The organism is uncultured Psychrobacter sp. (genome assembly GCF_947495825.1).
Lineage (GTDB): Bacteria > Pseudomonadota > Gammaproteobacteria > Pseudomonadales > Moraxellaceae > Psychrobacter.
In genome coordinates, this window is sequence record NZ_CANMAH010000002.1 from 63,428 (window position 1) to 84,931 (window position 21,504).

Consider the following 21,504-nt stretch of genomic DNA (forward strand, 5'->3'; position numbering starts at 1 on the left):
TTTAGCGACTGGCAGGTATTGGTAATTCAGTGTTAGGATGCACTACCTTATCTTGCAAGATGAGTACATAAGCATTATCAACAAAATTGGCAGTAGGTGACACCTCGATAATTCTAAAGTTGTCAGCTTGGGTGTCTTTAATGCGAGTAATACGGCCAACGCGGTAGCCTGCTGGTATACGGCCGCCCAAACCAGAGGATACTAGCTCGTCACCGATACGTACATCTGAGGTTTTGAACACGTAATTAAGACTCAGTGAAGTTGGGATGCCCGCACCTGTGACGATGGCACGTTGACCAGTACGCTTGATGGTGACAGCAACTGATTGCTGCTCGTCTGTGATAAGCAATAAGCGACTGGTATTGGGATAGGCATTGATAATTTGTCCCAAAATACCATTTTCATCAATCACCGTTTGGCCAACTTGAACACCGTCTTTGGCGCCTTTATTGAGCACTACGATTTGTTTGAGTAAATTGGTATCTGTGCCAATCACTTGTGCTAAGTTCAGGTCAAATAAGTCGGGCTTGGTCGTTGACAAAATACCTTGTAAGCGAGCGTTTTGCGCCAAAATATAATCTTGCTGCTGAAGCTTTGCTTTTGCATGAATCAGTTGCGACTTTAACTGTACGTTTTCGCGGCGTAAAGCTTCTTTTGATTGTATGCTACCGCGCGCCCAGTGTTCAGCATAGCTTGGTAATAAAGAAAACTCATAGATAGGCTGCATGGCAGCGTGACTGATACTACGGACAGGTTTAAACAACTCTGGATTTTTGCTATCAAACCACATGATGATTAGCGCCACTATTAATACAATAGCAGTCCTACGAAGTGCGAGTGGTTGGCGAGCAAAAATACTTGGAATCATAGGGCATCTAATTTGATCGGTACCCAGCGCGGGGTATAAAGCCATTATGCGTGAACACAATGGCATATGCTAGTTGTTGATGCGACAAAGGCAGCCATATTGACCGCCTTTGTTCAGTTATTTATTTTAGCTCAGATTTATCATCTACCAGTAACCAAAATTACTATTACAAGTAACTAAAGTTACTATAAAAGCTTTATACAAAAATCATGTTTAAGCTTTTGTTATTGATAAAATCGAGCGCAATACCGCCACCGCGACTGACACAGGTAAGTGGGTCTTCTGCAACAGTAACTGGTAGACCAGTCTCTTTTGAGATAAGTTTGTCCAAATCGCGTAGCAGTGCCCCACCACCAGTTAGGACGATACCGCGCTCAGCGATATCTGATGACAACTCAGGCGGGGTTTGTTCAAGTGCCGCTTTTACAGCGCTGACAATACCACTTAGCGGATCACTTAATGCTTTTTGGATCTCTTCTGAATTAATACTAAACGTCTTGGGTACGCCTTCTGCCATACTACGGCCTCGAACTTCCACCTCTAAGTTGCTCTCTTCGTTGAGCGCCGAGCCCACTTCTTGCTTGATACGTTCAGCAGTTGTTTCACCAATCACACAACCATGGGTACGGCGTACATGAGTAATAATCGCATCATCAAACATATCGCCGCCGATACGAATTGACTCAGCGTACACACAGCCAGATAGTGCGATAACAGCAATCTCAGTAGTACCGCCACCGATATCGACGACCATTGAACCACTGGCCTCGTGAACAGGCATTCCTGCGCCAATAGCCGCCGCCATTGGTTCTTCTAATAATAATACTTTATTAGCGCCCGCCGATGACACCGCTTCACGAATAGCTTTTCGCTCAACCAAAGTCGACTTGCAAGGTACGCAAACCACGACATTAGGCTGTGCCATAAAACGCTTGGCTTTTACTTTGGTAATAAAATGCTTTAGCATCTTTTGGGTTACTTCAAAGTCAGCGATAACCCCATCTTTTAATGGGCGAATGGCGGTAATGTTGGCAGGTGTGCGACCAAGCATTTGCTTGGCATCAATACCGACAGCCGCGACGGTCGGGTTTTGCGTACGGTTGCTACGTAAAGCGACCACTGTAGGCTCATCGAGCACTACGCCTTTATTAGGAATAAAGATTAAGGTATTCGCAGTACCAAGGTCGATAGCGATATTATTTGATAAAAATCCAAACGGGTTCATTAATATATCCAGCGGCTTACAAATGAGAGGACTGAGACGATGCTTGTCAGTATCGAGTAGATTATAATTAAAGACTCAGACGAGCAAAAACGTATCTTTGCGACAGATCTTAACCATACAATACTGACTAGAAACTAAAAGTGAGATAAATTATACCGATATAGTCTCAAAAAAAACATCGTTATTTACACTGTAAAGTAAGTATTCTTTAATCAAAAAATAGAATTTGATGGTTAGATATCAGTGGCTTTATAAATAGCACTTATCGCTATATTATACTTTTGCTAAACAATGTGGGGCTACTTTACCGTATTTAGCAAGTTAATTGTTAAGCAATTGAAAATAAATCAATAACTGTAACGTCACTGTGCTACTTGTTTGTGTTTGTGCAGCAATCTCACACCCTACTCTGTAAACTTAAGCCAGATGCTTTATAATAAGCCAACTCCACATACGATCTTATCTTAGTAATCACTTACTCCAACAAAAACTGTCCTTAACTGGAGAAACTATGTCACAGCAGCCATTAACGTCCGACAGCAATGTTAGTCGTGAAGAAATCCTAGAAGTTGCCAACCTTGCACGCTTAGGTGTGGATGAAAGTACGGCAAGTAGTTATGCCGACGATATCAGTAAGGTATTAACCCTTATGGAAACCCTTGGCAATGTCGATACGGAAGGTGTCAAACCACTATCAAATATTCATGAAGCTTGCCAAGAGTTGCGCGCTGACGTCGCCAAGCATGATATCAATCGTGCACGCAATCAGTCGGTTGCGCCTGCGGTCGAAGAAGGCCTATATTTGGTACCACAAGTAATTGAATAATTGGTTTTATTATTTGCGCTTATTTTATCTTATTTTATGCTATTAACATTTTGACGGACGACACCTTATGTCTGAGATTCATCTATTAAGTACCGAGCAGTTGATTACGGGCTTACAAGACAAACAATTTAGCAGCCTTGAGCTGACCGAACATTATCTTAAACGCATTGACGCGCTAGATGGCAAGATTAATAGTTTTATCACCCACACTTCTGAGACAGCGCGCGCACAAGCGCAAGCAGCTGACGAGATGCGAGCACAGGGCGATAAAAGACGCTTGCTTGGTGTGCCAATGGCTCATAAAGACATCTTTTGCACCCAAGGCGTGCTGACGACTTGTGGCTCAAAAATGCTACACAACTTTGTCTCACCTTATAACGCCACTATCGTCTCAAATATCGACAAAGCGGGTATGATTAGCTTAGGTAAGCTCAATATGGACGAGTTTGCAATGGGCTCAGACAACAGTAGCTCATACTACGGCACAGTACAAAACCCATGGAATTTAGAACGTGTACCTGGTGGCTCATCTGGTGGTAGTGCCGCCGCTGTCGCCGCAGGTTTTGTACCAGTTGCAACGGGTAGTGATACGGGCGGTTCAATTCGTCAGCCTGCATCATTTTGTGGCTTAACAGGTATCAAACCCACTTATGGCCGCGTATCACGCTTCGGTATGATCGCCTACGCCTCAAGCCTTGACCAAGCCGGTAGCATGGGCAAGAGTGCTAAAGACTGCGCGTATCTATTACAACCTATGATCGGTCATGATCCACGCGATGCAACCTCTATCAAGCATGACATACCCGATTACGTACAAGACCTTAATGACGCAGAAGCTGCTGCTGGTGACAAGCCATTTGAGGGTCTGCGTATCGGCGTCGCTAAAGAATACTTTAGTGAAGGACTTGATAGCGAGGTCGAACAAGCGGTCCGTACTGCTCTTAAACAGTATGAAGATTTGGGTGCCACCATCGTAGAGGTGAACATCACTGATCCTGAGATTACGCTTGCCACTTACTATATGCTAGCACCTGCAGAAGCATCATCTAACCTATCGCGCTTCGATGGCGTGCGCTTTGGTTATCGCTGTGAAAACCCAGCCGATCTAGTCGATCTATATACACGCTCACGCTCTGAAGGTTTTGGTCCTGAAGTACAACGTCGTATCTTGACCGGCACCTATGCACTGTCTGCTGGTTATTTTGATGCTTATTATACAAAAGCACAAAGAATACGCCGCCTAATCGTAAAAGACTTCGATGAAGCTTTTGCTGATTGTGATGTGATTGCTAGCCCAACTTCACCAACAGCAGCTTACAAACTTAGTGAAGACCTCGATCCTGCATCGATGTACTTAGGTGATGTCTATACCATTGCGGTCAATTTGGCCGGCTTGCCTGCGCTCAGTCAACCAGTTGGTCTGACATCAGATGGCCTACCTATTGGCTTACAACTGATTGGTCAGTATTGGCAAGAAAGCAAGCTGCTATCTACAGCGCATCTTTTCCAGCAGCACACAGATCATCATCTACAGCACTCACTCATCGCAAAGGAGACGGTATAATGAACACAGCAACGACTACTGATAACAATGCCGCTCACCAAGAGATTGTTCGTAAAGAGCTGTTCGTCGATGGCTATGAAGTGGTCATCGGGATTGAGATTCATTGTCAGCTAAATACTGAAAGTAAAATATTCTCAAGCGCGCCAACTGACTTTGGTCACGAACCTAATAGCCAAGCGAGTATCGTCGATTTAGGTCTTCCTGGTGTCCTACCTGTTCTTAATACTGGCGTGGTAGATCGTGCCTTAAAGTTTGGCATTGGCGTCAATGCTGAGCTTGGTTTATTTAACACCTTTGATCGTAAAAACTACTTTTACCCCGACTTACCTAAAGGTTATCAGATTACCCAGATGGTCAACCCTATCGTTGGTAAAGGTTATATCGATGTGGTGGTGAATGAAGGCGAGAAAAACGAATATCCCAAACGCATGGGCATCACCCGCGCGCATCTAGAAGAAGACGCTGGTAAGTCCGTACATGATGCCGTCGATGGCATGACTGGTGTCGATCTGAACCGTGCGGGTACGCCACTGATCGAAATCGTCTCCGAGCCAGACATGCGCTCAGCCCATGAGGCACTTGCCTATATCAAAGCCATTCATCAGCTGGTTACATGGCTTGGTATCTCAGATGCAGTCATGGCAGAAGGCTCCTTCCGCTGTGACTGCAACGTCTCTGTACGTAAGCCAGGCGACGAGCTGGGTACGCGCACTGAACTCAAAAACCTAAACTCATTCCGCTTTATCGAACGTGCCATCAACCGCGAAATCGAGCGTCAAATTGACATTATCGAAGACGGTGGTCAAGTTGTGCAAGCGACAATGCTCTACGATCCAGAGCGCGATGAAACTCGCACCATGCGCACCAAAGAGGATGCCAACGACTATCGCTACTTCCCTGACCCTGACTTGCTGCCAGTACGTATTGAGCAGCATACGATTGATGAGATTAAAGAGGCAATGCCTGAGCTACCTGTGGCTCGACGCGCGCGCTTTGAAGAGGCACTCGGTCTATCAGAGTACGATGCTCGTATCCTAACTGGTAGCCGTCAGCTTGCCGATTACTTTGAAGATGTTGTGTCTGAGATCGGACAGCAAGATGCGAAGATAGCAGCCAACTGGGTCATGGGAGAGTTGCTGGGTGCGCTCAACAAAGATGATAAAGACATCATAGACTCTCCTATCAGCGCCAAGCAATTGGCTGGCCTGCTATCGCGTATCAAAGACGATACGTTATCTGGAAAAATGGCTAAGAAAGTCTTTAGTGCTCTATACGAGCGCGAAGGCGGCAACGATGATGATGCAGCAGATAAAATTATCGAGGAAAAAGGACTCAAGCAAGAAACCGATACAGGAGCTATCAAGGCCATGGTCGAAGATGTCATCGCAAACAACCAAGCGATGGTAGATGAGTATAAAGGCGGTAAACAAAAAGCCTTCAATGGTCTGGTCGGGCAAGTGATGAAAGCCAGTCGCGGTAGTGCCAACCCGCAACAAGTCAATCAGATCTTAAAAGAGCTACTGGATTAAGGTGAATTGTATATTGATTATACTCACTACTATACGTAAAACTGGCTCATAAGCTTTGGACTAAACAAATAGCCCTTGCAATATACCTAATTTTGCGTAAAATAGTCAGTCATTCGGGGCGTAGCGCAGTCTGGTAGCGCACTACACTGGGGGTGTAGTGGTCGCAGGTTCAAATCCTGCCGTTCCGACCAAACATTATAGTAATACAGAAAAGCCAATCATTGTTTTCAATGGTTGGCTTTTTCTGTGTTTTAATTTCTAAAATAACAACGGGATTTGAAATACAATTTATTAAATAATACGATTGTTCCAATTCATAGTAGATTTACAAAATTATAAGTTGACTTTATCTCATGTATTTAAGTTAAAGAAAAAACACCACCTTTACTAAGTATTTAAGATGAAGCATATATGGTGAGATAGCTACATATTACTGCTAATAAACTCGTTGTCATCTTCAGCTAAATAATAATTGAGATAAATTTACCTTTCTCAAAGGTCAATACATAGTCAGTGCAATATATCTCATCATTATAAAAGATTATTTATAATGATTTATTCAGTTCTCATAGAATGACTAGCCAATACAATAGCTTCAAGTTTATCTTCATGCTATTGAACCCTTATCCAAATAACACCAAATTTTTGTTCCAAACTATAGTTTATTAGTATACAATATATTCGCATATGTGATTATATAGTAACTTTCGGTAAGCATTGATTACTACTTTCTAATTACTTACTCATCTTATCAATGACAACTTATCGGTAATTAATTATGAATTACAGAGCAGATATACAGATCCTTAGAGGTATTTCCGTTGTACTTGTTGTGTTATTCCATCTTGGCTTTAGCTCAATAAAAAGCGGCTTTCTAGGTGTTGATGTATTCTTTGTTATTAGCGGCTTTCTAATGGCTATCTTATATAAAAAGGATGATATAACAGGTTTTTATTTAAGAAGAGCTAAACGATTGCTACCAGCTTATTACGCTACAGTCTTTTTCACTTTAATATTTTCCTATTTTTTGACTACTCCAAATGAAACTGTTCAAGTCAGTAAACAGGCACTATATGCAGTTCCTTTTTTATCCAACATAGGTTTTTGGTTCCAAGACTCTTATTTTAGCAATTCTCATTTCAATCCTTTACTACACCTTTGGTCATTAGGGGTTGAGATACAGTTCTACTTAATAGTACCACTGCTGTACTGGTTCTTTACAAAGCTAAAAATTAACTATTGGCTCACGATGATAGTGAGCTTAGCTTTATGTTTTATTATGGTCGAATTTTCGCCTAAAACGTCGTTTTTTCTTGTTCCCTTTAGGCTTTGGGAGTTCTTAATTGGGTATGGCGCTGCTCACTTCCTAACCAACCAAGGCAATGTAAAGTATACACAATATAAGTGGTTGGGTCTTATAGGCTTGATTGTAATTTTTATAATTCCATTACTTTCTGTCAGTGGCGAAGCAAGAAGTGCAGTAAATGGTCATCCTGGTCTATACGCCCTATTTGTAAGTTTGGCAACGGCAACCGTTCTAGCTTTTGGAATACCATCTCTTATAGAGCGTTCATATATATCTAAGGTACTCGAAAAACTTGGTAAATACTCATACTCTATTTATTTAGCTCACTTTCCTGTGATAGTGATCTATCTGTCAAAACCTTTTGATGGAACAAACTTAACGATTCCAAGTCTCAAAAATGGTATTACGTTGTTCATACTTGTCTGTATAGCATCAACACTTCTGTACTACTTTTTTGAACATAAAAGATCTAAATACAATATAAAGAACTATGCTTTAACTGCGAGTGCCTTATTAATAGGCTTAGTATTAGTATTACCTTTTGTTCAAAAGGAATTTTATTCAGAAAAAGAATTGCTCATATTCAATGCATCTTCAGATAGAGGGCCTTTTCGTTGTGGCGTAGTAACACAAAAACTTGAGAAGTTCATTACATCTTGTGATTTGACTGGTGACATTGAGCAATCTGAAGAAAACATAATGTTTGTTGGCAATAGTCATAGTGATTCTGTAAAAGAACACTTCACTGAACTGGCTATTAAAAACGGTACTAAATTATTTATTCCAATTTCAAATACGTTCTTGTCAAAAGGTACGGCTCGTCCAAAAACGGTAGTTGATGATTCAATTGAGAACAAAGTTAGTAAAATCGTAATACATTCTTCACCTGATTCTATTTCGAATGACACTATAAACGAGGTCATCAAACTATCTAAGTCAGCTGGAATTAAAGTATATTTTATTGAACCAGTTCCAACATGGGATAAGAACATTCCAACTTATATGTACAAAAAAATGAAGGGCGAAAAACAGCCTTCAATTCAGAAAACAAAAAAGGATTACCTAAGTGAAAATGCTGATCAAATTCGCTTTGTCAGATCAATAGATGACGATAACTTTATATCATTCCCTGTAGTAGACTATTTTTGCGCGTCAGAATGTCGTTACGTATCCAAAGAGGGGAAACCTTTATATTTTGATAAACACCATTTGACCACCACTGGAAGCTACCAACTATCAGATGTTTTTACTAAAATACTTAAAGACTAGGTTTTCGAAAGCGCAATAAGAAAAAGCCAGCATTGAACCCAGTGACTGGCTTTTTTCATGCTGATTATTATTGCCTAGTACTACAAAGACGCCTTCGTAATCTTACTCAGCGCTTCGTTAATTTCAAAAGTTTTAGACTTAATATCAGTGAAGCCAAACGACTCTAGACGCTCAGTATGCTTGGCGAGATATCTATTAGCATCATCCAAGTTATCAAACACATAAATACCGCCCGCTTCTTGCGTCTCTTCGTTTTCTGTCCATAACTTATAGACCAGCCCGTTCTCGTTTGCGATATCTTCGGCAAGCTCTTGCATAGATTCAAAGAACTCACTGCCAAAAGGCCCGCTATAAGGAAAGTCGATTTGCAAAAGGTATTTCATAGCTTAATCCTCATTATTATTTGATCTCTTGTTTCATGATCGGCGAATCTGTGCTGCCAGATACTTTCAATCTTAACATACTACGATTGACTATAGACTTTTGCCAAGCGAGCAGTTAGGGTAAATGCTCTACAACTTACTTCGGTTTATTCTATGTCCGAGCCTATCGCTCATTCATTGTCCATACTTACTAATCATGCGCCTTGGGAAGCGTACCAGCGTCCTTATGTACGTGATTTGGCTTATGTGCTGGCGTGCCCCAATGTATTGACAGGATGGCTGGATTTTGCACCTTATCAGAACACACATACGGTATCGGTACACAGTGCCAGCTTTTGGCAACAGCAGTTTGATGCATATCAGCAGCGTTTAGAAGAGCTTGATACCACCAACGCTTATCAGGAGTTGACGCGCTATCTACTGACACGACCCAGTCCCAATCGTTTGGGTTTTCACTTTGAGGGATTATTATCTTTTTGGTTAGAAGATGGTTTTGCGCGCCAGTTGCATCCATATGAGACACTCGCTAGTAATGTACAGCTATTTAATGGCAAACAAACCTCTGGCGAGCTTGATTTGATTTTATACAACCACAAGGAGACAGTCACTGAACATTGGGAACTGGCCATTAAGTTTTTTATGGGATCAGCCCCTTTTGAGCCCGAAAATTGGGTTGGGATTAACTCAAACGACAATCTACAGCGCAAAATGACTCATATGCAGACCAAACAATTTCGTACTGTATGGGTAGACATCAAAGATCATGGACAAGTCAAAATTGATAAGCGTTATGGTGTTATAAAAGGACGATTCTTTTTGCCCATCAATACGACTGATTTTATTTATCCTGATTGGCTTTCACCAAGCTTTCCTATGCATGAATGGTGCGATAAATGGGATAAGGATAATCTAACGACAATTGATATGACGACCCTTCGACGCGCAAATTATATCGAATGGTTTACGAAACGCAGCTTTTATGACAGCTACGATGGACAGAAGCCCCAGATAGTGTGGCCAGACGATACGCTACCTAGAACAGGGCTATACTTTGAAGGTGATAAGCCGATAGTCATTTATCCCAAGCAGCGTGACCCTAAACTGGATGTTACTTAATGTTAGCCTACCATGAGTAACGTCCATATAAGCTAACCTCACTGCGCTGGGCTTTTTCTGAGTCAAGACTATCGGTGAGTAACTTGATACCACCATACTGACTATCTACAGCAAGTCCCAACGCTTGTGTTTGCGGCTCTATTAAACCAGTAATAGTGAGCGGATAGTAATCTTCATTGGTTTGATAGCCTGCTGACAACTGGTATAAGCCTTGGATATCATTCACTTGACCATGGACACCGAGCTGCCATTGAGGGTTTAGCTGATGTATGAGACTACCTTCCACGCGCCATGGCAATGTTTGCGTAATATCATCAGTATTGAGTTGACCTTCGGTCATATCTATGGGTCGTCTATTGGCATCATAATCTAGTACATATTGCGTACTAGGCGTGTCTTTCCAATGCATACGTCCCAAAATATCGTAACCACGGATAGATAACTGCGTGCGATTCGACAATGAACCTGTCAAATTCATATCTAACGAATAACCATAACCCGTTGGTTTGTTGGGATGCCAGTTTAGATCCTCCTCCCCAAGTGCTGGCTCATCGTAATAATAATCTACATAAGTATTCGTTCTATTTAGACGGTCTATATTTCTAACTGTTTCGCCAGCAGGGTATGCTTGTGATGTAATACTGCCGCTAGCTTCACCGTCAAGCAGATGTAATCCTTTCCAAATATTGGCATAAGTGGTCAGCTGCCAATTGGGCGTTAATTGCTGAGCAAAACCTACGTTTGCGCCAACACGTTCATTATGCTGTGCCTCTAACTCTAAAGCATAAGTTTGATTTTGATTGGGGAGCTGGTTGTTTTGATACTGCCAATATAAGTCTGCGGTTTCTTGATTAAATGTCATCAAATAGTCATAACGCCATGCCAAACCATAGCTGATCGGACTGTCAGCTGGGCGTACATTGAGTGACGCGCGCCCCTGCGCGTAAGCATGGGTACCAGACTCTAACGGCGCATCCCAATCCTTGATAAAAGCAGCGATAGGCTGCGCTGGACTATGAGCACTCGCCATCACTGACCAATCAATTTGTGTGCCTGGCTTCTTAGAAGTTATCAATGGCGTAGATACTAAAGAAGGTGTTGGGTTTTTCTCTAAAATCAAGTCATCACCGGTTAGTTGATAAGCCATCCATGACTCCTGCGCGATAGCAGGTATAGAGATCCCAAGGCTCACGATAACCAATACAGTACGTATGGTATAGGCCATCTGGTAGCGTGTCTTAGCAGACTGAATAGATAGTGGTACAAACAGAACCTGTGCAGATAACATATGCACGGACGAGCACAAAAAGGCCATGACATTCTTCCATAAATTAAAAGGCACAAAAAAGAGACAGGGCTAGCTGTCTCTTTTTATCCCTGATCAATATCTCAAATACATAACATCATTAGCCTAGAGGAATAAAGCTATTGTCTTTAAACTTAGCGCCTACTTTACCGTTGTTCTGTAATAGCTCACCAAAGACCTTACCGTTGACCTTAATATCAGCAAACTTACCAGTTTTGGTATCTTGTATGATGAATTTATTATCGACATCGAATTTTAGCTTAATGGCAGCATTGTTTTGGGTAATATCAAGTTGTGTACACTTGCAGCTAACGCTATATTGAGTATCTAAGATAGTTTTACCTGTTACATACAGACTTTTACCGTCTACGTTTGCTTTTAAACCTTGCAGCTCCACCATATCACGCGCTGTACGTTTTAGGTTCGCTTGGATATCTAAAGGTATGATCGCAGTCGAAGTCGCAGTCTCTTTTGTCACTTTACCTTTAAGAGACATGACAATCTCTATCCCAACGAACTTATCAGCAATCTCTTCAATATTACCTTCTTGGGTTACTTTGATAACGTTTTTGATATCGGTTTCATTAGCAACCGCGTTTAGCGAAATGGCGACATCTGTTGCAGGCTTTTCTTTGAGTAATTCACCCGTCAGCTTAATAGCGGTTGGCAAAGTTCTGACCACTAAGGTGCCATCAGCAAGCTTGCGACTCATGTCTAAAAATCCTAGCTCAACGTCACGGGCTTCAATGATACTGTCATTGGCTTTGAGTTTTACATTATCCAGTTTTATGACCGCTTTTTCTAAAGTAATGCCAGCTCTATTAACGTCATTTATATCAAACTCGTCATTAACCAAAACTTTATCACTGAACTGCGCATTAACCGTTGCGCCTTGTGAAGTTGAGCTCAAAATGACAGCGTCCGCTTCTGAACCGATGTTAAGACGATTAAAGCCATAACGGCCTGTAAAATTATCAGTACTGGTATTAGAAGCCAATGAGTTTTCAAATTTATCGTAGGTTATTTTAAAAGAATCTTTGATTACTGTTTGGTCTACGTTATTGGTTAGCGGATTATAGTTATATTCAAAACGTTCACTATTCACAAGCGTAGTGCCAGATAGTTCGAATTTGCCATTGGCATCAAGCGTTGCAAGAAAATCATCGCTTGGCTGTAGCTTATCATTATAGAATCTGTCCCAATAAAAGTCGCTCTCCAATCCTTTATCTATTACTTCTTGCAGATCACCTTGGTCTCTTAATAAAGCTACATCTACTGCATCCAGTTTTGTTATTGAATTCTCTTTCATGTACCCCTGTAAACCTTCAGCGATCTCAAAGGTTAGGTTTACTCGAGCTTGCTGCTGTTCGGTCAAAATCTCGCTAGCGTCTTCATAAGCATCTTCGATTGCTTTGTTATCTAAAATAAACTGCTTTGCAGTATTAATAATGCTTTTAGCTTGCTCAAGCTCAGACAGTTTATTGTTTACAGGAGGCTTAGAAGGTACAGCTGAACCATTATTGTTAGAAGCCGCCGTGCTAGTATTGTCACTATCGCTACCGCACCCTGCTAATGCTAAAGTGCTGGCAAATGCAAGCGCAGTCAGTTGAAAAAACTTCATAAAATAATCCTTTATTGATAAGACCTAGTTGAGGAAATAACAGTAGATGTGATTTGAATAGGTGGTTGTTCGACCTAACACTAACAAAACTTTAGTCAAAACTTATGTTCACTAATCAATAAAAGGATAATATATTTATTTACTGCTCGAGTCCATACAATAATCCGTTATATCGTAAAAGATATTCAAACGTTGGCATAGAAATCTACAGGTTTTATGATAAAAAGAAGCCAGATACAAGCAGTACCTGGCTATGATGAGCTGACAGTCAATGAATTAGCAATAATATTACGCTTCATAAGTTTCAATAACCTGCATCAGCTCGTATCTCAGTATGTCGGCACTTGGCAGGCGCTCAGCATGGAACCTTACAATCGGAATACCTGCACTTGCTAGCGCTTTATCCTTTTTATCATCAGCCTTTTGTCTTGATTTACTAGTATGCGTCCAGTCGTCAAGCTCGATGGCGACCAATGTCGTCTGTGCATCGACATCAGTGATAACATAATCGACACTTTGACGGCAGATACGATTGAACCAAAAGCTACGCTCAGAAGCCTCTTCACTATCAGCATTGATAATACGAGAGAGTTGAACTTGTACAAATATATGATATTCAGGCAATGCGTTTTTGAGCTTTTGAAAAAATATAACTTCGGTATCTGTCATGATAGGCATCGGTGCAAACGGCCAAATAGCTAAATCATCACCGCGTACAGGAGTGGGATCAGGCTCGATATTTTTATGAGTTTGATGTCTTGATAACAACTTTGGTAAGACAATGAGCCCCAAAAAACTGACAGCTAACACCAAAAACACAATGCCAAATGACATAATCACACCTTATAAGATTTTGAAGCGATTAATTTTAGAATCTTCTAAATAGTTAATCGCAACGTAGTAACCACTATTGGCTAACACGTTCTACAAAAAAGAGTAAATGAACCATAATTAGGGCTTATATTATCTGAGCAATACTATCTGAACTAATAATTATCTACAATTTACAAATCAAAAAACACGACAGCGAGTGTCGTGTTTGAAATAATATACAATCAAAAATGTCATCAAAATTTAGTATGTTAACTGGCTCTTATATGCAGTAAAATCCTCAGACAATTTAACGCCAATACAGCACCCAAGCTCCTGAGGTATCAACTTGAGGATCTGTGTTGATCTTGTCTTTTAATGCTAGTGCCGCAACTTTTCCGCGCTCAGGACCGACGATGACGCGTACACCGCGGCTGGTCACACTGGTTTTGACTTTATAGCCAGCGGATTTAAACTTTTCGGCCACCTCATCAGCTGAAGACTGATTGCTTGCCAAAGCTACTTGTACACCAAAGCTGCCTTTTGCATCAGTTTCTCTGACTTCTTTACGAGCTTCACGTAGTTTTTGTTGGGCTTCACGTCTGTCATCGGCAGACTTTTTGGCAGCGGCAGCCTCACGCTCTAAGCGCTCAATCTGCTTACGTGATGGAATGGTCAGCTCTTGTCCGACCTGTAATGAAGTGGATGAGGATATATCGTTAGCTTGAGCTAGAGCTTCAACTGGCACATTATACTGGCGAGCCAGCTTGATTAAACCATCACCTCTTTTGACAGTATAGTCTGCAGGAGCGGTCGGGGGCGCTGTTTTAGCAGCTTGTTCTTCTGCTTTTTTCTTAGCCTCAGCTTCTGCTTCTTTTTTAGCCTTAGCTTGAGCTTCAGCCTGTTCTTTTGCTTCTGCTTCTTTTCTAGCTTTAGCCTGAGCTTCAGCTCGCTCTTTTGCCTCAGCTTGCTTTTTATTATCTGCCAATCTTTTAGCTTCAGCTTGCTTAGCCGCTTGTTCGGCCGCTTGTCTTCTTTGCTTTTCATCACTCTCTGTGCTGGTAGTGGTATCAGTACGCGTTTGCACAGTTGGTGTTGTAACTGTTGAGCTACCTTCTACTTCTGTATCCTCACTCTCTGCTGGCATAGAGTTGGCAACATACTGCTGGTTTTCTGCACGGGATTTTGCCAGTGCCTTCGCTTCTGCACTCTCCTGCTCCGCCAAAAACTCCTGGGCGCGCCTTTCTTGTTCTGCGACGCGGGCAGCACGCTCTTTTTGCTTTTGTGCCAAGATACGTTTTTCAGTTTCGATATCTGTAGTTAATGGCTCTACAGTTGTTTGTTCAGTTGATGATTTCTCGACGATAGCAGTAGGCGCTGCTGGCTTATCATTAGTACCGATCTGTTGCACCATAGCGTATAGCATCACGCTGCCGCCTATAATCATCCCGATGCCCAATAAGGCTTGTCTCGAAAAATTCATCCGTTTACGTCTCTTAGTTGGTAGTAAGGTTGATTGCTAGGCATGACTACTCTATATTGCCATCTCATCGCAAAAGTTATGTCGTTTTTGTAAAACGCTTTGATTATAAAACATATTTTTCACGCTGTCTGCTATCACACATCTGTTAATACGATGTTTGGGCAATTTTTGGACGTCAATCAGCTCTAAAAGATCATAAGCATTCGTTGACATCAAGAGCAGTAAGCGCCTCACCAATGGTATGAAAAGAGCCACTAACGACGAGCAAGTCTTGTGGCTTACTGTCTTTAATTATTGCTTGCGTAGCCTGCTGCAGATCAGTACAAACATGTATAGCAGCATCTTTTACGTATACAGCCAGTGCTGTTTGTAGCTCATCAATACTTGCCGCGCGAGGATGATCAATCTCTGCAATGTACCAATCTGTAATCGGCAAACCAGCATCGCTCAAGCGCTGTGCAACCATAGCAATATCTTTGTCACCGAGCATAGAGAATAGTATCTTAATAGACGCCGATGAGGGGCTTGACTGGCGACTAACATGCTCTTGCCATAAGGGTAATAGCTGCGCCAATAAAAACTCAACCCCTTGCTCGTTGTGCGCTACGTCAAATAACCAATGACGCGTAGCTATCTTGCGATAATCAAACCGCCCTGCTAGCTTAACAGTACGTAAGGCTTGCGCAATACCCTCTGCATCGACTGTTAATGGACTTGCCAACACTGCAGATAGCGCATTGGCAGTGTTGGTAAGGGATAATGCAGGACGCGGCAGCTCCAGCGTGGCAGCAGCATTACTGTATTGCCAACTCTGGGTATCTACTACGCGATAGCTAAAGTCTTGCTCTGCTTGATAGCAGGTGGCGTTGTGGCTTTTAATAAGGCGCTGCACACTATCTGGCATGGTAGCAGCACCATAAATAAGAGTAATGTCATCACGTAAAATACCCGCTTTTTCGCTACCAATATCCTCAATATTATCACCTAACCAATCCACATGATCGATACCAATATTGGTAATCACCGCCATATCTGGATCAATAATATTGACTACATCTAAGCGCCCACCTAATCCTACTTCCAATACCCATACATCACAGTCTGCTTCAGCAAATATCAATAACGCAGCAAGTGTCGTCATCTCAAAAAATGATAATGTTAAATCGCATGCAAGCCGTGCACTCTCTACCTTACTAAAAGCATCGATTAACGTCTCATCACTGACCATCTCACCATTAATGCGCACACGCTCATTAAAAACGCTTAAATGCGGTGATTGATACAATGCAGTCTTGTAGCCTCCCGCTTGACACATCTGGGCAATGACTGCTGTCGTTGAGCCTTTACCATTGGTACCTGCTACCGTAAATACGTACGCATCATCTTTGGCCGATTGTACTAAACCCAAACTCTCAGCGACAGGCAGCACTCGCGTAAGACCCATGTCTATCGCCGATACATGTATCTGCTGCATATAATCTAACCATTCAGTTAAACTCGATTGGCTGTTAGGACTATCAGTGTTAACCGTATTAGCTATAGATGCAGACATAAACAGAACCTATTAAAAACTCAAACTAAAAAAAGAGAAAACAAAATTAAAAGTAGTGTATAACAACCTACTAAAAAACCAAACCTAAAAACTAAAAATAGCACTTATCGTTAAATAACGACAAATGCTATTAAAAATATTATAACCTTGTTGCACTAATATCATATCCATACTAAAGATAGTAACCGTAACAAGTTAGGTCATTTAACTAAACAATAATAAACTAAGCGTCAACGTTTGGCTTGTGGCTCAACTTCGCTAATAGACGATAAATTGTATCAATCATCTGATGACGATGTACCACTTCATCAACCACGCCATGCTCTAACAAAAACTCCGCACGCTGGAACGGCTCTTCTAACGTCTCGCGTACCGTTTGCTCGATCACGCGCTTACCTGCAAAACCAATCATGGCTTTTGGTTCGGCCAGATGAATATCGCCGAGCATGGCAAGAGAGGCCGTCACCCCGCCGTAAACTGGATTGGTCAGTACCACGATATAAGGAATGCCAGCAATTCTTAGGCGTTCAACAGCGGCGGCAGTACGTGCCATCTGCATTAAAGACAGCAAACCCTCTTGCATGCGCGCGCCACCTGAAGCAGCAAAACATACCAAAGGCTTTTTGTCTTCAAGTGCTTTTTCAGCCGCCTGTACAAACCGGTCACCGACAACCGATCCCATAGAACCACCCATAAAGCGAAAATCAAAAGCACAAGCAACCACATCAAGGTTGCGTAGCTTACCATGCAGAACGATTAAGGCTTCTGTCTCGCCAGTCTTAGTCTTAGCCTCAGTCATGCGCTGGGGGTATGGTTTGCTATCTACAAACCTGAGAGGGTCTTTGGCGCTAAATTCTTGTCCAAGCTCTCCATCTACTTGATCCAAAAACCACTGTAGACGTTCACGCGCGGTCATTGGTAGATGATGATCACAGTGCGGGCAAACATAACAGTTGAAAATTAGTGCCGTATTGGTAATCATTGAATGACAGTTAGTACATTCTGTAGATGGCTCGGTTTCAACTGCAGTTAGCGTAGCAGTTAGTTGCTGCTTGATACCCGGTACTGGACGATTGAACCATGATTGACCAGCTTGAGAGTTATCTGTAGCAGGGCTAGCATCATCACTTTGAGTTTCGGGTTTTTTTATAGTATCAGTCATATTATTCGCCATTGTTGAAGGCTTATCGGCAAGCTTGCTCATTTACTTGTCCTTAAGAATTTGATTGTTGTCTAGTCTAAGAAGCAAATACAGTCATAACATGAGCAGTTATGACTAACACGGTAGCTTATTCGCATTACTATTATCTATGTCATGATAAACAATAAGCTGAATAAATCGAGTAATTGTAACAAATTATACATCATGTTAGTTTACACACGTAAACTAAATATAGCAAAGTGATTTACTACTCGCATTATCATCGTTTAGGCATTTAAACTATCTAGTGCACCGCGCAGCTCGTCCATCTTGTCCATGATTTTTTGCTGGGCTGCCGCCACAGCGTTGGCATCATTGGCATCGATATCCGCAAAGTTTTGCACCAGCGCACTACCTACAATAACACCATCGGCATGCTGACCGATTGCTTTGGCTGAAGCACCATCACGAATACCAAAGCCTACGCAAACCGGCAAGTCTGTCTCTGCTTTAATCGCTTGCACTTGAGTCGCAACATCATCGGTATCAAGCGTCGCCGAGCCCGTCACGCCTTTGAGCGATACATAATAAATATAACCGCCGCAGTGAGTCAGTACTTGCTCGCGGCGTTCAGGCAAAGTGGTCGGTGACAATAAGAAAATCTCATTCATCGCATGCTCAGTCAAATGCTGAGTGAAGCTACCCGCCTCGCTTGGCGGTAAATCAACCATCAAGATACCATCAACACCTGACTGCTCGCATAAAGCGACGAAGTTATCATAGCCGATGATTTCAACAGGGTTAAGATAGCCCATCAGTACAACTGGTGTCTGCGTGTCTTGTTTACGGAACTCTGCGACCATATTTAGCGCATCACGCGTACTCGTTCCAGCTGCTAAGGCACGCTCACCAGCCAAAGCAACCGTTGGGCCATCGGCCATAGGATCAGAAAACGGTAAACCTACTTCGATCATATCTGCGCCATGCTTGACTAAGTCATGTAGTAAGTCTACAAAATTGCTAGGATTGGGATCGCCTGCCATCACATAAGGAATGAGGGCTTTTTTGTTTTGTGATTTTAAAGTCTCAAAGGTGCTTTCAATTCTGGTCATAGTGGTCTCTTAATTTCTGTTAAAAAGTGAACATTAAAATTTATTATCAATAATATGCACTTTATCTTTTGGTATGATAACTTTAACCTTTTTGTTCTTATTGTTTTTTATTTTTTTTGGAATACTCAATACTACATTACTCCCCAATCCCTGCATTAATACGTCAACATTTTCAGCCTTAACATAATCATCACCAAAACTGCTTTCATTAGCCCTAATGCCATATTCGACTAAGTACTGATCGTACGGATGTTGTATATGAGCTGAAACATTATTATCAGCAAGGTTTAGTACTTGCATAGAAGAGTCAATATAATTTTTTGAAACCATACCTGATACTATTGGAATCAGTAAAGCAAACATGAGAACAATTGTAATTATAAAATTTTTTCTGTTCGTAAACTCTATTCTATTAATACCTTCTCCGCCAAGCACTGCATCTACCTTACGTTCGAAATGCTCGAATAATGACCTCTCATAAAGCATTGAAGCTGCAAAAATAACTGCAAATATTGATAAAATCTCAATCCAGCCAATCATTCTAGATAAAAGTAACGACAGTAACCAAAATGTAGAAAATATTAAATGGAAAAAAGTGTCTAAATTTGGCTTGTACTTACGATAGCAGTATTTGGTAAGCTCTCGATAGTTAATAGAATGATTTCCTCTACAGTTCTCAGGCTCGTTTTTAAAAAATTTATTAAAAAGGAGTAGTAGAAACCAAAATACCAAATTAGAGTAGGCTTTCAAAGCTAACAATGTGAAGCAATATAGTAAACCAAAAATAAAAGCTAGTGCTATTAAGATGAAAGTATCACTAATAGACAGATCTGTAGGAAAATAACCTATATTAAAACAATAAAATACCATTACCCCTCCACCAATTAAGGTGGAGAGCTTAAACGCAGTAGTTAAGAAGCTACTTATTAACTTTTCAAAACCTTCGCTTCTAGCATAAACTGTCGTAAGAAATGTTTCTTGACCAAGATTAGGCTTCAATCCCTTCTGCCTTCATCACTGAATGCAAATCTTTGTCACCGCGACCTGACATATTGACGATAATCGTCTGATCAGGTGTCATGGTCTTAGCCAGCTTCAATGCATAGGCGACCGCATGGGCAGACTCTAGGGCTGGGATAATGCCTTCTTTACGTGTGGTTTCATGAAAGCCTTCTAACGATTCTTTATCGGTACAACCCACATATTCAACGCGATTCATGTCTTTTAAGAAGCTGTGCTCAGGACCAACACCAGGATAATCGAGGCCAGCCGAGATAGAGTGTGTCTCTTGAATTTGCCCTTCATCATCTGCCATCAGGTAGGTACGGTTGCCATGTAGCACACCGATGCGACCAGCGGCCAATGGCGCTGAATGGCGACCAGACTCAATACCATCGCCTGTTGCCTCGACACCGTACATCTTGACATCAGTATCGTTGAGGAAGTCAAAGAATAGACCAATCGCGTTTGAGCCACCGCCAACACAGGCGACCAAGGCATCAGGCAGTTTGCCTGTTTTTTCTAAATGCTGAATGCGCGCTTCTTTACCGATGATCGCTTGAAAATCGCGTACGAGTAGCGGATATGGATGCGGCCCTGCAACCGTACCGATGATGTAATAAGTGGTGTCGACATTGGTCACCCAGTCGCGCATCGCTTCGTTCATCGCGTCTTTTAGGGTGCGCGAGCCTGAGGACACTGGAACTACAGTCGCACCAAGCAAACGCATACGATAAACGTTCATCTTTTGGCGCTCGACATCATCAGCGCCCATATAGACGATACACTCTAGACCTAAGCGCGCAGCAATCGTTGCCGTCGCGACACCATGTTGACCTGCGCCCGTTTCAGCAATAATGCGTTTTTTACCACACATCTTGGCAAGTAGTGCTTGCCCGATGGTGTTGTTTACTTTATGTGCGCCCGTGTGATTTAGATCCTCACGCTTAAAGTAAATTTGCGCGCCGCCGATTTCATCACTCAGGCGTTTGGCATGATATAGCGGTGTTGGGCGACCGACATAATTGACCAAATCGTTGTGATACTCTTCCCAAAATGCAGGGTCAGCTTTTACTTTGGTATATAAGGTTTCAAGCTCTTCTAATGCAGCCATCAAGGTTTCAGAGACAAAACGGCCGCCATGGACACCAAAATGTCCGCGGGCATCGGGATATTGGTTAAAATCTTGGACATCTGCTGGATTGGTAAAGGTATTGATAGATTTTGCAGCTTCAGATAAATCTTTGTTTATGGCATGACTCATGATAATTCCTACGATAAGTGGTATCTTTTAGTATAAGTATTGGTGATATAAGGATTGAAGCAATTATTAAGCTTATGAAAATAAAGCTTAATCAGAAAGTCGGAATAACGAGTAAATAAGAATAAATATA

General features: G+C 41.8%; 17 protein-coding genes and 1 tRNA gene. 6 read left to right on the top strand and 12 right to left on the bottom strand.

The genetic code is table 11. From position 1 onward, the window contains the following. Nucleotide 1: 1 nt before the first annotated feature. Nucleotides 2-868 carry a rod shape-determining protein MreC gene (gene mreC / locus Q0895_RS03085; RefSeq protein WP_299185439.1) on the bottom strand — a complete coding sequence of 289 codons (867 nt, stop codon included), beginning with the start codon at nt 866-868 and terminating at the stop codon, nt 2-4. A gap of 196 nt (nt 869-1,064) precedes the next feature. Then, a complete protein-coding gene (locus Q0895_RS03090) occupies nt 1,065-2,093 on the bottom strand; it encodes a rod shape-determining protein (RefSeq protein ID WP_058368256.1) in 1,029 nt (342 codons plus the stop codon). 511 nt (nt 2,094-2,604) lie between these two features. Between Q0895_RS03090 and gatC the strand changes: the two genes are divergently transcribed. The 5 genes from gatC (at nt 2,605) to Q0895_RS03115 (ending at nt 8,587) form a co-directional block, all read left to right on the top strand. Next, complete coding sequence (gene gatC, locus Q0895_RS03095; RefSeq protein WP_299185442.1) at nt 2,605-2,919, top strand: Asp-tRNA(Asn)/Glu-tRNA(Gln) amidotransferase subunit GatC; 315 nt, start codon at nt 2,605-2,607, stop codon at nt 2,917-2,919. A 67-nt stretch (nt 2,920-2,986) separates the two neighbouring features. Next, nucleotides 2,987-4,483, top strand: a complete 1,497-nt coding sequence (gene gatA, locus Q0895_RS03100; RefSeq protein ID WP_299185444.1) for an Asp-tRNA(Asn)/Glu-tRNA(Gln) amidotransferase subunit GatA — start codon at nt 2,987-2,989, stop codon at nt 4,481-4,483. Then, nucleotides 4,483-6,012: an Asp-tRNA(Asn)/Glu-tRNA(Gln) amidotransferase subunit GatB gene (gatB, locus tag Q0895_RS03105; protein ID WP_299185446.1), complete on the top strand. Its 1,530-nt coding sequence runs from the start codon at nt 4,483-4,485 to the stop codon at nt 6,010-6,012. The genes gatA and gatB overlap by 1 nt, the downstream gene beginning before the upstream one ends. Nucleotides 6,013-6,126: 114 nt before the next feature. Further along, nucleotides 6,127-6,203, top strand: a tRNA-Pro gene (locus Q0895_RS03110). A gap of 587 nt (nt 6,204-6,790) precedes the next feature. Then, nucleotides 6,791-8,587, top strand: coding sequence for an acyltransferase family protein (locus Q0895_RS03115; RefSeq protein ID WP_299185447.1), 1,797 nt, complete (start codon nt 6,791-6,793; stop codon nt 8,585-8,587). Nucleotides 8,588-8,667: 80 nt separating this feature from the next. On the opposite strand, the gene Q0895_RS03120 is transcribed toward Q0895_RS03115, so the two are convergent. Continuing rightward, complete coding sequence (locus Q0895_RS03120; RefSeq protein WP_299185448.1) at nt 8,668-8,970, bottom strand: monooxygenase; 303 nt, start codon at nt 8,968-8,970, stop codon at nt 8,668-8,670. A gap of 153 nt (nt 8,971-9,123) precedes the next feature. Between Q0895_RS03120 and Q0895_RS03125 the strand changes: the two genes are divergently transcribed. Further along, a complete protein-coding gene (locus Q0895_RS03125; RefSeq protein WP_299185449.1) occupies nt 9,124-10,086 on the top strand; it encodes a DUF1853 family protein in 963 nt (320 codons plus the stop codon). A gap of 7 nt (nt 10,087-10,093) precedes the next feature. Here Q0895_RS03125 and Q0895_RS03130 read toward each other — a convergent pair whose 3' ends face one another. From Q0895_RS03130 to trpB, 9 genes are all read right to left on the bottom strand, one after another. Continuing rightward, nucleotides 10,094-11,401, bottom strand: a complete 1,308-nt coding sequence (locus Q0895_RS03130) for a hypothetical protein (RefSeq protein WP_299185450.1) — start codon at nt 11,399-11,401, stop codon at nt 10,094-10,096. A gap of 91 nt (nt 11,402-11,492) precedes the next feature. Continuing rightward, nucleotides 11,493-13,013 carry a hypothetical protein gene (locus Q0895_RS03135; protein ID WP_299185451.1) on the bottom strand — a complete coding sequence of 507 codons (1,521 nt, stop codon included), beginning with the start codon at nt 13,011-13,013 and terminating at the stop codon, nt 11,493-11,495. A 288-nt stretch (nt 13,014-13,301) separates the two neighbouring features. Then, complete coding sequence (locus Q0895_RS03140; RefSeq protein ID WP_299185452.1) at nt 13,302-13,847, bottom strand: DUF2726 domain-containing protein; 546 nt, start codon at nt 13,845-13,847, stop codon at nt 13,302-13,304. A gap of 286 nt (nt 13,848-14,133) precedes the next feature. Then, nucleotides 14,134-15,306, bottom strand: a complete 1,173-nt coding sequence (locus Q0895_RS03145) for a LysM peptidoglycan-binding domain-containing protein (protein WP_299185454.1) — start codon at nt 15,304-15,306, stop codon at nt 14,134-14,136. A 193-nt stretch (nt 15,307-15,499) separates the two neighbouring features. Next, a complete protein-coding gene (locus Q0895_RS03150; RefSeq protein WP_299185456.1) occupies nt 15,500-16,858 on the bottom strand; it encodes a folylpolyglutamate synthase/dihydrofolate synthase family protein in 1,359 nt (452 codons plus the stop codon). Nucleotides 16,859-17,081: 223 nt separating this feature from the next. Next, the gene (gene accD, locus Q0895_RS03155) at nt 17,082-18,032 is read right to left on the bottom strand and encodes an acetyl-CoA carboxylase, carboxyltransferase subunit beta (protein ID WP_299185775.1); all 951 of its coding nucleotides are present in this window, start codon (nt 18,030-18,032) and stop codon (nt 17,082-17,084) included. Nucleotides 18,033-18,286: 254 nt separating this feature from the next. Further along, entirely contained in the window at nt 18,287-19,111 is an 825-nt protein-coding gene (trpA, locus tag Q0895_RS03160) for a tryptophan synthase subunit alpha (protein WP_299185457.1), read from the bottom strand. A gap of 33 nt (nt 19,112-19,144) precedes the next feature. Then, nucleotides 19,145-20,110 (bottom strand): hypothetical protein, encoded by a 966-nt coding sequence (locus Q0895_RS03165; RefSeq protein WP_299185459.1) that lies wholly within the window; start codon nt 20,108-20,110, stop codon nt 19,145-19,147. Beyond that, on the bottom strand, nt 20,100-21,374 hold the full coding sequence (trpB, locus tag Q0895_RS03170; protein ID WP_299185461.1) for a tryptophan synthase subunit beta: 1,275 nt from the start codon (nt 21,372-21,374) through the stop codon (nt 20,100-20,102). The genes Q0895_RS03165 and trpB overlap by 11 nt, the downstream gene beginning before the upstream one ends. Between the last annotated feature and the right edge of the window lie 130 nt (nt 21,375-21,504).